This window comes from Gimesia sp., from assembly GCF_048260065.1.
Taxonomy (GTDB): Bacteria; Planctomycetota; Planctomycetia; order Planctomycetales; family Planctomycetaceae; genus Gimesia.
In genome coordinates, this window is the sequence record NZ_JBLXHC010000009.1 from 271,732 (window position 1) to 284,582 (window position 12,851).

Annotated in this window: 6 protein-coding genes; 5 read left to right on the forward strand and 1 reads right to left on the reverse strand. The window is 51.9% G+C overall.

Annotation, left to right across the window (positions count from 1 at the left end; translation table 11 throughout):
* Window positions 1-591: 591 nt before the first annotated feature.
* Window positions 592-6,132 carry a CHAT domain-containing protein gene (locus ACN0YN_RS18140; RefSeq protein WP_417386446.1) on the forward strand — a complete coding sequence of 1,847 codons (5,541 nt, stop codon included), beginning with the start codon at window positions 592-594 and terminating at the stop codon, window positions 6,130-6,132.
* Window positions 6,133-6,298: 166 nt separating this feature from the next.
* Here ACN0YN_RS18140 and ACN0YN_RS18145 read toward each other — a convergent pair whose 3' ends face one another.
* Complete coding sequence (locus ACN0YN_RS18145; protein ID WP_417386447.1) at window positions 6,299-7,318, reverse strand: hypothetical protein; 1,020 nt, start codon at window positions 7,316-7,318, stop codon at window positions 6,299-6,301.
* Between the two features lie 891 nt (window positions 7,319-8,209).
* Between ACN0YN_RS18145 and ACN0YN_RS18150 the strand changes: the two genes are divergently transcribed.
* The 4 genes from ACN0YN_RS18150 (at window position 8,210) to tnpC (ending at window position 12,563) form a co-directional block, all read left to right on the forward strand.
* A complete protein-coding gene (locus tag ACN0YN_RS18150) occupies window positions 8,210-8,947 on the forward strand; it encodes a hypothetical protein (RefSeq protein ID WP_417386448.1) in 738 nt (245 codons plus the stop codon).
* Window positions 8,948-10,052: 1,105 nt separating this feature from the next.
* Complete coding sequence (locus ACN0YN_RS18155; protein ID WP_145190855.1) at window positions 10,053-10,442, forward strand: hypothetical protein; 390 nt, start codon at window positions 10,053-10,055, stop codon at window positions 10,440-10,442.
* A gap of 20 nt (window positions 10,443-10,462) precedes the next feature.
* Complete coding sequence (gene tnpB / locus ACN0YN_RS18160) at window positions 10,463-10,804, forward strand: IS66 family insertion sequence element accessory protein TnpB (RefSeq protein WP_409999488.1); 342 nt, start codon at window positions 10,463-10,465, stop codon at window positions 10,802-10,804.
* Window positions 10,805-10,907: 103 nt separating this feature from the next.
* Complete coding sequence (gene tnpC / locus ACN0YN_RS18165; RefSeq protein ID WP_194242510.1) at window positions 10,908-12,563, forward strand: IS66 family transposase; 1,656 nt, start codon at window positions 10,908-10,910, stop codon at window positions 12,561-12,563.
* Window positions 12,564-12,851 lie beyond the last annotated feature (288 nt).

Here is a 12,851-nt window from a genome sequence, read left to right on the forward strand (position 1 = left end):
AAAAAGCTAATACACAGGAAATCAGAATCCATCTCGATCGGAATTGTCTGAGTCCGGTGTTTGTTTGTGATATTACCTTCCTTTTTTGTTCCAACGTCAGAGAGAGAATTGTGGTTCGATGGGTGCTGGAATCATATCAAAACCCCGAAGAACGCAACCTGCTGTAAACACAGCGGGGGGCTGATACTCCCGTTCATTATGTGGTCGCGATTCTTTGTAGTCAAGACGCCATCGGGAATTACGCAGCGGGACTTCTGGAGGTTCAACAATTGTTTGAGAATGAGTAAACGCTCCTCTGCTTGCCCTGAAATGATTTCACATTTCCGTTCTTCTATGTGCTTTTCCGGGTAACGAACAGCGTTTCCGCGAAAAGTTGGGAGTTGACCGGAAATCGGAGTTGAGTCGGGGACGTTCTGCTGGAAACGGTATTTGGATTGTGGTGTGACATTCTGACGGACTAAATAAACTTGACCTCTGTTCAAGGCAGGGCGATAATGAATTTATCAGCTCGGATTCTCACTGTTTGACGATTGCGGAGTCTTCAGAACGATGGGACACCTGCCAGAGATGCAATCACTGGGAGTCTAGTACGTGCCAGCATCCCCAAAAATCTCTGCCATGGGCATGGGAGGGTTCATTCTCCTGTTCTCGCTTTGCGCCTGGTTTGCCGGTCCGGGAGTAGCACTTCAACCAGAGCTTCTAAGAGCCCAGCAACCAGATCAGCCGCTTGTTGCACCGCGGCCTGCAATCATTTCTGATACCAGTGCTGCTAAGCAAAGACGCAAACTGCTGACAGAGATGGAAGCGGTTTGGCTCGAAGGGAATCTCGCGGAAGCGATCACGCTCGCCGAGAAGGTCTACCACCTCGAACAGCAGATCTATGGTTCCAGGTCAGACCAGGCAGCGTGGAGGCTTCGCGATCTTGCCAAATACTCTCTGGAGAACAATCAGGCTACAGCCGCATTACAGTATGCAAACCAGTCGTTGGAAATCGTCAATAGCCTGCATCAGCCCGAGTCCTGGAAAACGGAAGACGCACTTCGCTTTCAACAGACATTGACTGCGATTTCCGACCTACCTCTCACAAAACGTATGAAATTTCTGAATGCAGAACGGGACTTCCTGAATGCTCTGCTCAAAAACGACTATCGTGAAGCCTTAGAGGCGAATCGCCCGCGTGCCGGCGTGTTGCTCGAACTGCTGGGAGATCGCCATCTCAACGTGATCGAGTCTTTGTTAAGAAGCCAGGAACTGTTGACAGTGATGAATGATCCGAGTTCCTCGGTCACTCAAATACAGCGGCTCGATCAACTGATTCCTCAGGTCACGAAGACTCCGCATCCTGTACATGGTTACTTACATAAAGTCTGGGCCAATCAGGCACTGCATACTGGCGCCACCGATCTCGCCGATGATCATTTCCGCAAATCCGTTGGAATCTACGAGCAGTCCGACCTGGATTTCCAGCCGGATTATGCGATTACTCTCAACAACTACGGTTTGTTTCTGATCCAGACCGGCCGGTATGCAGAAGCCCATCACGTGCTGAAGAAAGCCTGCCATCTTTTGAGAAATCGAGTCGGTCTCATCAATTCGCAGACACAACTGCTTGAGTACAACCTCGTCAGTCTCGAGCAATATCTCAGTCAACAGGCTTTGCCGGAGCATAAATGGGAGACCTCACAGAGCTACCTCGAAAACAGCCTTGCTACCCTGAAACAGATTGAAGCCGATACCGGGAAAAGTCAGTACCAGATACGGGATATCGAGTGGGAACTGAAGGTTTTGCAGCGCTGTCGAAACATGAATCAAGATTCATTGCAGGATATGGACCGCTGCCTGGTTCTGCAAAAACAGATTGATACAAAAAGAAATGCGGGAGACGGAAACGCGGCGTTGGAATTGAGTCGTGAGTACTACGGGTTGATCCGGAAGTTGTTCGGGGAGAAAACTCCATCTGCCATCCGTGCGGAGTTTCAGGTCGCCAAAAATACGCAGGAACTTAATGCAAAGCTTACCTTGTACAAATCACTTCTTAAGCCCATGCGCGCGGTGCTGGGAGATGACCATCCGACTTACGCAGAACTTCTTGTAGAAATTGCTGACTGGACAGGAACGGCTTCCGCACAAACACTGGAACAGGCCGAGACCGCTACCGGGATCTATGAGCAGAATTCCTGGCACCAGACCTGGGAATACGCACACGCTCTGCGAATTGTCGGTCGGATTCGAAATACTCTGCAGCATGATGATGCCCTCGACGCGCTACTCAAAGCGGAAGATGTCCTGAACGCACTGCGCCTCACCACCGGCATCGAATATCTCATCACTGTGAACGAACTTCTGTTCTGTTATCGTAGTAAAGGTCAGTTGATTGAAGCGATTCCTTACTGCGAAATTGCAGAAAAACTGGCACGGGAACTTCTGAATGTCGATCGTGGTCTTGCCGCCCAGACCTGCAATCAGATCGCGACGATTTACGAAACTCTGGGTCGGACCGATGAGGCACTTCAGAACTATTTACGAGCGGTCAATATTTTCGATGAACTGGCGGGCCCTCCTACCCAAGCCCATCTGATCACATTAAAAAACGTTGCGGGACTCTATCGCAACCAGCGGCAATACGTGTCCGCGGAAGACTTCTTTCGCCGATTTCTGAAAATGGTCGAAACACCCGGTTTATATGATCGGGGGTTACAGGTTGATGCCGTGTTGAATCTCACATCCATGTTCCAGGAGCAGGAACGGTATGAGGAGGCACGCAGCTTACTCGACCAGCTGGATCGGACTTTGCAGCAGGATCAGAAAATTTCCTCTCTCTGGTGCGATATTCGACTGGCACAGATCTCGCTTGAGCAGACCGACGAAAATCAACACAAAGCAGTTCAGCAGTTTGAGGAATTATGGAATGTGCTGGCAGGGGGTACGTTCCCGCCGAATTCAGAGACGACGTTAAAGGATAACCATTCGTCAAAATCAACACTGAAACGTCCGCAGATTTACACGGCACAGGGGTGGCTGAGATTTCTTCAGAGTATGAAGGGAATTACCGGGCAGTTTTCAGATTCAGAGCCCTACTTGCGTGTGCTAACCGTCATCAGGGATCATGCCCGGGAGTTGGCTCAAAATGAACCATGGCATCTGGCCGATGCCGAAAACGAACTGCGTGAAGCACGCACATTTGCTGGCCTTTCTCCTGAAGCACGTAAGAAATTGCTGGAGGCTGAAGATCTGGAGTCACAGGCGCTCGATGAGTCCGAGAACGAAGCCACGGCAGAACGGATCTCTCAGCTGGAAAAAGTGTTGGCTGCCAAAACCGAGATTCTGGGACGCAAACACCGCGATGTCGCGACCACCTGCCTTGAATTCGCTCAGCTCCAGAGAGAGTCTGGTCGGATCAGCAGTGCTTTGGAGATGTATCGCGAGGCTGTCCGCATACGAGCCGATCTGCTGGGCGATCGACATGCGGCGACTGCGGAAGCCAAATCGGAGGCCGCACTCGGTGCACTGGCGGCCGGAGATGTTCAGCAGGCTAAGCAATGGTTAGATGAGGCGATCCAATCTCAAACAGATATTTTGGGAGAGAACTCTCCGGCCCTGGCGGAAAGTTATCATCGACTTGTGAAGTATCACAGTTATCAGGGGCAGTATGCCGAAGCGCTGGAACTGGCCCAATCAACGTGTCAGCGATTTGAAGCCGTCTTTGGTAAAATGAGTCTGAAGAATGCAGAAGCTCTGAAGACGCTTTCTTCAATTTATTCAGCGCTCGGTAATGACATGCAGGCCATCTATCCGTTGCTGGAATCCATGGAAATCGTCAATGGTCTCGGCCTTGATCTCCGTGCCGAAGCCGAATTCATCCTTGCAGCCGGCTGGCAACTCCTGCAGTTTCCCGTCTCCCATCCGCTTCTGCAGGAAGTTGTTGATGAATTTCTCCAGAAACTGAAGTCGACAGATCCCAACTCGAAGGACTACGCGAACGCGCTTCAACTCCGTGGCACGTTGAGCTTCAACCAAAAGAAGTATGAGGAAGCTGGAAAGTATTTTCAAAGTTCACTGCAGATTTACAAAAAGTTCTACCAGAACCCTGATCATCCACAAGTTTTAGAGATCCTGAATAATCTCGGGGCGGTGGCCCTCAATCGGGGAGAACTCGAACGCGCCGAGCAGTATCTGGACCAGGCAAACAACTCCAGGGTTGGCAGCACTGCAACTGGGAACGAACTTCAGTTTCTGATTTTCTATAATCTGGCTGAAGTTAAAGCGCGCCGGGGTAATTCTGCAGCCTCACTTGATTTCCTGAAGCGTTGTTTTGAAATTGACGAACGTTCTTTGATGACAAATCTGGTCTTGCGACCGGAAGCCGCTCTGACCAAACTTTTGAACAACCGGTTTAATCTTTATTCACTGCTTGTGACTCTCCAACTCACGGGGCAGCTACCTGAGAATTCGGTTTCAGAAGTCTTCTCGCGGATCCTGGGACGCAAGGGGCTGGCATTAGACATCGCCTGTCAGATGAATGCGGCCCAAAATGCCCTGATTCATGATGCCGACATTGCCAGCAAACTCCAGGAAATCCAACAGCTCAGGATCTGGCTGGCTGAGACGAGCGTCACCGGAGAGCAGTTTGAGGAACAACAGGTCTCTGATGGCGGAGAGAAATTTGTTCCGAACCGCCAGACCAAAGCCATCATTCGAATACAGGAACTGCAGGAACAGGTTGCCCTCGCCATGCGCGGGGCCGGTCTGCAATTACAATTGACGGGTGTGGATGTCGAGCAGATACGCGGGAAGCTTGGTCCTCGCAGTGCTCTCATCGAGTTTGTTGTCAGCGGCCTGATTGATCTGAAAGATCCAGCCTCTCGAGCCGGGGACGACCCGCACCTCCTCGCCTTCTTTCTGCCATCCGATAAAACGCGAGCCTGTCGCCTCGTCGATCTGGGGCGATTGAAGGAAATCAATGATCAGATTGAGAAACTCCGGGGGCACATTGAACGTGTGCCCCGGTCACTGCGTTTCATGTCCGAGGAAGAACTGGAGTCTCAGTATCAGGAATTGAGTTCCAGTCTGTACCGCAGCCTCCTGCAGCCGTTTGACGAGGAATTAACGAACATTGAAAACCTTGTCGTCGCTCCTGACGGACAGCTTCATTTCATTCCGTTTGCCGCATTAAACCGTGCCAATGGTCATTATCTGGTTGAGGACCTGGCCATCAGCTATGTCTCTTCCGGTCGGGACCTGCTCCGTGAAAATGCCGCGCCCGGACGCGGGACTCTGGTGCTGGCCGATCCGGATTATGACGCGACTCGCAAAGAACGAATCACGACAGCGAAAACACTGGGAATCGACTTGTCACCCAATGTCAGCCTCGCACTGCGCGGTGCCGGGGAGATGGAACTGAGATCGCTTCGGTGGCGGCCCCTACCGGGTGCCCGGCAAGAAGCGGAATCTGTTCAGACGCAACTGAAGGATTCCAAATATGGCCCCGTGCAGGTTTTCTATGGAGGGGACGCGGCTGAAGAAGTCTTCAAGACAGTGGTTTCTCCCAGGATCATCCACATCGCCACTCATGGGTTTTACCTCCCGCTCGAAAATGCAGGAGCTTATAACGAGAGTCGATCTGTTCAGCGATCATCTGGTTCAGCTCTGGGAAGACTGCGATATGTTGACAATCCGCTGTTGCGATCCGGGCTCGTGCTCGCGGGAGCCAATCAACTGGCAATGAGCAGCGAGGAACGAGGTATCAATCTCGAGGACGGCTGGCTGACTGCCCAGGAAATCTCATCGATGGATTTTCGCAATACGGAACTGATTGTGTTAAGTGCCTGCGAGAGCGGCCTGGGTGATTCTGAACTGGGGAACGGAGTCCGGGGATTGCAACGCGCGTTTTTAGTAGCTGGAGCTCATAGTCTTCTGACAAGTATGTTCGAAGTACCGGACACAGAGACGCGCGAACTGATGGGATTGTTCTATCAAAAGTTCGTTCAATCAGGCGATCAAGTCAAATCCATGCAGTGGGCCCAGCAAAAACTCATATTAAAAAGGCGGGATCAAAGCGGAGCGGCCCACCCGTTCTACTGGGCAAGTTTCTTTATCGTTGGCCAGCCAGAAAGAACTCCTGCCGACAAGTGATGATCAGGCGCTGAGATCAGATAAAAAAACAGCCACCTGCAAAATTCGCAAGTGGCTGTTTTAGATGACGGCGAATGCAGCTCAGCAAAGCATGTTTCAGAACACAAAAAAAGCCCCCGTTCACAAGGAACGAGGGCTTTCCACAACCAACCTCTTTCAACCAGACTTACGATACTTTCTGGAAAGCCATGGTGGTTCCGTTAGCAACCAGTTGCACATAGAGAACTCCATTTTCAAACCAGAACTTTGACTGTTCCACACCATCGCTGGTGTTTACGACCAGTGTGTTGCCGTTGACTCGGTAAGTTCCATTGTCGGAATCATAATTCTGTTGGCCGTAGGAATCGACAGCCACCACTTCCATTGCAAACTCCCCACGAGCACCGAAGGCGACGGCGATCTGAATCTGTACCCCGTTCAGGTTATCCTGCAGATACCATTTTCCGACGAGCGGGTTTGACTGCTGCTGTGGAGGTGTGTATCCACCGTTTCCATTTCCCTGAAACTGACCGCCATTGTGACCACCCTGGACAGGAGGAACTGGGACAGCTGGTTTGTGGCTGACAGTGCGTTGAGGTGTGGCCCCACCCTGTGGTGCGTTCGAAGGGGTCAGGTGGACGAGTTCCTGTGGCATCGATTTGGCCTGCAGATAAGCCACATCCATCTTGCTGTCATACTTCAGGATCACAGCAGGAGAACCAACCAGCGAATCCTTGTCACGGGAAGGAACCTGGGGGTAGGCAACTTGAACCGCGGTAGCATTTTTGAGCAGAGCGAATGTAAGAATAATGCGACGTTCCGTATCGACAATCCAGCCGGGCATCACCATGTGCTTGCCATCAGCGTAGAACACAATGACCTGAACCGTGGCCTGCTCGACTGAGCTGGCAATATCTTGAGGTACCGTTCCCCCCATCAGGTCTGAAGGGTTGGATGCAGGCGACAGGGCAGGGGGATTTTGCGGAGCAGGTTGTTTGACTGGTGCTTCTGATCCCTGCTGTGCTCCCTTGCCAGGGTAATCAAGTCCCCACTCTTCATACTCGGAAGCACGAGAGGTCGGATTAGCTGCGACAGCGAAATCTGGACCGCCCAGTGTGTTGAAAGCAACAAGTCCGCAAAGCAGGCTTTTAACCAGTGTTTTGTTGCAGAATTCTCGAAACAGTTTTGTGTTAAAGTTGAATGTCATGTCAGGCTCCAGAAGAAAAAAGTTTGTGTTGTTAAGGTTGCTCTCGTTGAGACAATTCCCTTACAAGCCCCCCTCTGAGTTGTGACACGCCAGACGAGTTTTTTTCAGTTTTCCTGACATTTTCAGCCCCGTCTGTGGGAAAAATGCACCGAATTCTTTCAAGATATGCCGGTTTTACCATGGTGAATCTAATTTGGGCGATGTGTTTAAGTTGTTTATTATTAGCTGCTTAGGGAAATGTTTCTGCTTGAGGCGAACTCTTCCCCCTGTAAAATTTCTAACGCGGTTGAACAGGGAGAAAGTTTCCATGTTTTTTCTGAGAAACTTCAACGACCTGCCAATTTGCAGGAGACGAAGTTGCTGATCGAATACTGGAGAAGTGTATGCGGTCAGGCCGCATCGTTCGCCGGACAATCAACCAACGGTCCTGGAAGCTGGCAAATAAGGATAGAGATCACCACCGGGAAACGGTAAGCTAACGTATATCGTCCATAGGGACAGGTTACGCTTCGCGCAACCCGTCGACGAGTACTCGGGGCGATTTTCGATGTTACACAAACTGGCTCACATCAATTCATAATAAGTAGAGGCTTGAACGATCAATTCGCTCAGACTGTTATGGAACTTCTCACGGATTTAGACTGTGTCCAGTTTTACTGTAGCGTCTCCAGGGCCACTTGAACCAGGTTTACTAGAATGAAACACGCTATGGTAAAATGTGACGCGCTCCAGCTGCTGACAGTGATATCGCATGATCAATTGATGCCAGGCAAACGTTAGCGAGTGAGTCAGACCATGGATGACTGTAAGAGACTGAGCAGACCTATTGGAACACATGCTTTGCTGTGATTTCTGCATAGCCTCCTGCGTTACGGATTTAGAAAGAACAGTATGAAAAAGTATGCCCCTCAAGCATTGGTTATCGGCTTTATGTTACTGGCACTCGTGCGCTATGGCGTGCGGCACGGTTTTCAGTTCGGACCTACGAACGGGGATGTGATTCAAAAATATCAATCACAGTATGAGCCGCTGCATTCGACGTTGGAAGATGTCGTAACTCGTATTAATGGGCTCGCTACGGTTGAGGAGACGAAAATCGATCTCACGCTGAATCCAAAACCGATATTGATTGTGGGTGATGCGGAACGGTCCAACACATCAATGATCTCATTAAGTTACCTGGAAACTTATCAGACACCTGATCTGAGCGGATCGAGTCGCCTGACGGCTAATGACTACGAGCGGCAACGTTTTTCAGTCTCTGGTGATGAGTTTCAATATACGATTGCATGGATGGGCGATGCTAATCCCCTGATCCCTTCCGCGCTCAAGAATAATGGGTTCGATATGGAAAAAAAGCTCCAACAGACTTTATCCCTGGAGTATCTGATCATCGGACGCAGCCAAGAGGCGAAGCCGAGCATTTATGACGAAAACGGTCGCCCGACGGAAGATTTACCCAGTGAAGTCTTTCTGGTAAAGCTCAAAACAGGCGAAATCGTAGGACAGGCACCTCTGTTATTGCCAGCCGCAGCTCGCCCCGGAGGCGGCATGGGACCTGGCGAAATTGTCGACGAGGTCATTCGTCAGATCAGTGTGGCGTGGAACAATGGGGCCGTGATTGAGTGACACTTCCGATTTTCTGTTGATGATTGCTTCATCAACAGAACCTTCCAGAGAACCCCCGTGCCACAAAAAGAGTCGCAAATGAGAAGCTCTGGAGCGGTCCAGAAAAAGCAAATGCCGCTGAGTTATGTAGGATAACTCAACGGCAATCAATTAAGCGGAGAGAGGGGGATTCTCTGACCGCTGAATTGTTGCCGGGTTTCCCATGTGTTTGAGACTATAATAATAGACTTATTCTATCAAACGTCAAGAACTTTTATCAGGAATTAATTCATTTAAGGCAAAAACGAATGCCACAAAACTGCCACAAATATTATGAGCAACTTGATAGTATAGTAGAACCACTCTCTCGCCAGCTATGACCGGTTGGCCGTGCGCAGTTCGTTATCTCCAACAGTGAATTCATCCCGAAATCAATTTCCCAATATGGAAGAGTCATTTCAGACGGTGATGATTCACTGTGTTTCGTTGCCGAACGGACTGCATTTTTCTCAGGCGTGAGAACTCGCGCAACAATATCAGGATTTCATAATAAACAGCACAGTCGGTTCATTATTAATTGCTATTTACTTTAGTTGTTTGTTGAATTATGCAGAGTCCCCAGTACTGCAACAATGCAAACATCAAAACAATATCTGCTAAGATTGATACTACCCAATTACCAGTCGAGTTAAGAGTTGCGATAGCCCAAGACTGGCGGACTCCCAAAGAGTGAATTATGCGGCCAGTTATTGAGTGTATATTCTCTCGAACTGGTCGGGACATTGATAGTTTAATGTTTGATGTAAACGTTTTGAATTGTAGAACGTTTCGATGTAGCGGAACAGGGCCGAATGTTTTCGCTTGCGATTATAAATCGTTTCGATGTAGACAAAGACGCTCAATCGCGCTGTCTGACGAGTTGTGTACCGTTTGGCCAACTCGCGCACCTCCCCCAAGGATAGTCGTTCAGGATCATAGTGGATGCAAATTTGGTCCTGACTCATGCCCTTGTTGTCCGTCGCATGGGTGGTCTCGATCCCTTCCTTTGTGTCCTTCCGGTAAGCGTGCATGATTGTTTTTTTAAATTCTGCTATCGTGAGCGGTTTCTCTTTTCAGGAGGTCGGCGATGGCGAATCAGAATCAGCGTGCACTGCCCCCGGATCTGGCCAGGGTTCGGGAGCGACTGGCGGCGTGGCGGCAGACAAAACAGCCCGGGGCGCGGATTCCCGCCCCCTTGTGGAAAATGGCGGTCAGGCTGGCTGGCAAATATGGTGTGACACGCACCGCTCGGTCGTTGAAGCTTGACTACTATGCGTTGAAGAAGCGGGTTTTCCTGGCGGAAGGGCAGCCAGCGGAGAACGGCTCGGCATTTGTCGAATTACCGTCCGTCTCTGCCCCGGCTTCCGCATGCGTGATCGAGTGGGAGGACCATGCCGGAATTTTGCGGGTCCAACTGACAGGTTATCAGGCCGCCGATATCGCGGTGGTGGGACGCAGCCTGCGAGGTTCAAACTGATGCTGGCCATTACACCGCAGATGAAGATCCTGGTCGCCACCCAACCGGCGGATTTTCGCAGGGGCATCGATGGGCTAACACGGTTATGCAAAGACACCCTGGGTGAAGACCCCTTCGCGGGGACGGTGTTTTGCTTTCGCAATCGCAGAAAGACGGCCATCAAGGTGCTGGTGTATGATGGCCAGGGTTTCTGGCTCTGTCACAAGCGTTTTTCCGAAGGGCGCCTTCACTGGTGGCCCGATGCGCGAGATGCTGCCACGCAACGCCTGGCTGCTCATCAATTGTCGGTTCTGTTCTCGGCCGGCAACCCGGAGCGAACGGGAGCTGCCCCCGATTGGCGGCCCGTGGGCCCCCAGGCTTGATTGTCGCATCAGACAATTGCTCTTGCCACGCTGCGATAATCAGGGTATTTCTTCACTGAGCGAACGGACTTGGAGGCTCTGTGTTTGCCACGGATGGTGGATCATGAATCGGAAGAAACCGGAGGTCATGGAAGTGGATCACAAACGACTCCAGGATGTGGCGGACCGCGCCAGGCAATCGCTGGCTCTTCAAGATGCGGAGTTGATCGAGCGGGTTTTTGAATCCTATGAATATGTGGCGGGCCTGATTCAAGAAAAGAACATGTCGATCGGCCGGCTGCAGAAGATGCTGTTCGGCGCGAAGACGGAGAAGACCAGACAGGTCGTGGGAAATTCTGATCAGGCCGATGCCGAGCCGAACTCCGGCAAATCCGTGGAGCATACCGGGGACGCGGGCGAAACCGAGTCCGACGAATCCGACAAAAAGCCGAACGGCAAACCACCTCCCAGAGGCCACGGTCGAAACGGAGCCGACGCGTATCGCGGAGCCGAGCAGATCGAAATTCCTCACCGCTCGCTTCACGTCGGCGATCCTTGTCCGGAATGCGGGAAGGGAACCCTCTATCAAAAGCCGCCCCGCACTGTGGTGCGGATCACAGGCCAGGCTCCGCTGGGTGCCAGGACCTATGCACTGGAACGCCTCCGCTGCGGTCTGTGCGGCGAGGTCTTCACGGCCGCGCTTCCCCAGGAAGCCAGCCGCGAGAAATACGATGCCAGGGCCGGTGCGATGATCGGCCTTTTAAAATATGGAAGCGGGCTTCCCTTCAACCGCCTCCAGGGCCTGCAGGGGAACCTGGAAATTCCTCTGCCGGCCTCGACTCAGTGGGATGTGGTTTCCACTTTTGCCCCTCTACTCAATCCGGCTTTCGAAGACCTCATGCGAGAAGCCGCTCAGGGAACGATTCTCTACAACGACGACACAACCGTGAAGATTCTGACCCTGATGGGGGAACGCCGGATTCCCTTCGTGGACAATCCGGACCGCACCGGTCTGTTCACGTCCGGCGTGATTTCCACGCGGGATGGTCGCCGCATTGCGTTGTTTTTCAGCTCGCATCGGCACGCCGGCGAGAATCTGGCCGAGGTACTCAAGCAGCGCGCAGCCGAACTTGAGTCTCCGATCCAGATGTGCGATGCGCTCGCGCGGAACATGCCCCGGGAACTGGGGACGATCGTCGCCAACTGCCTGGCCCATGCCCGCCGGCAGTTCGTGGAGATTCACGATCTGTTTCCCGCAGAGTGCGGCCATGTGCTCGAAGCATTGAAGATCGTCTATAAAAATGATGCCGCTGCCCGGAAGGAGGGGCTGTCTTCCGAAGAACGTCTGGAGTTACATCAAGCCCACAGCCAACCGGCGATGACGGAATTGAAGAGTTGGCTGCATCGGCAGTTCGACGAAAAGCTCGTCGAGCCGAACTCGGCTCTGGGCACCGCCGTCAATTATCTGCTCAGACACTGGGAGAAGCTGACGCTCTTTCTGCACAAAGCCGGAGCCCCGCTGGACAATAACATCTGCGAGCGGGCTCTGAAAAAAGCGATCTGCCATCGCAAGAATTCGCTTTTCTATCGCACGCAAAATGGGGCCCGCATCGGCGACATGTTCATGAGCCTGATCCACACCTGCGAGCTCAATCAGGCGAACCCCTTCGATTATCTCACCGAACTCTTCCGCCATCCCGGCGAAGTCGCCGCCCATCCCGAACGGTTCCTGCCCTGGAACTACCGCCAGACAATCGCTGAACTCCCCAACGCTGCTTGAGCCCCCGCCGCCAGCTGGCCCCCGCTTCCCAACCGGCTCACCAAAAAATCACACCGGAAAGATTTTGCACGCTCACCGGAAGGACACCTTCCTTTGCGGTCAACAACTCGGTTAGTCGCTGAACACAGGCATCTCGTATATCCGACACACTGGGCAGAACCAGGTCAATATTTTTTCTCATCTTATCAGTCATCGTACTGTCCTATTAAATTGATTCTTCGCTGATGCTGCGCCCATTCCGGTCTTAATCCGTTTCAAGCCGTCGCCGTTGTAATACCAGCCACGGCA

Excerpts from the sequence above, each read along its gene's own strand:
- ACN0YN_RS18145 (WP_417386447.1), bottom strand. The coding sequence starts at position 7,318 with ATGACATTCAACTTTAACACAAAACTGTTTCGAGAATTCTGCAACAAA.
- ACN0YN_RS18150 (WP_417386448.1), top strand. The coding sequence starts at position 8,210 with ATGAAAAAGTATGCCCCTCAAGCATTGGTTATCGGCTTTATGTTACTG.
- ACN0YN_RS18155 (WP_145190855.1), top strand. The coding sequence starts at position 10,053 with ATGGCGAATCAGAATCAGCGTGCACTGCCCCCGGATCTGGCCAGGGTT.
- tnpB (WP_409999488.1), top strand. The coding sequence starts at position 10,463 with ATGAAGATCCTGGTCGCCACCCAACCGGCGGATTTTCGCAGGGGCATC.
- tnpC (WP_194242510.1), top strand. The coding sequence starts at position 10,908 with ATGAATCGGAAGAAACCGGAGGTCATGGAAGTGGATCACAAACGACTC.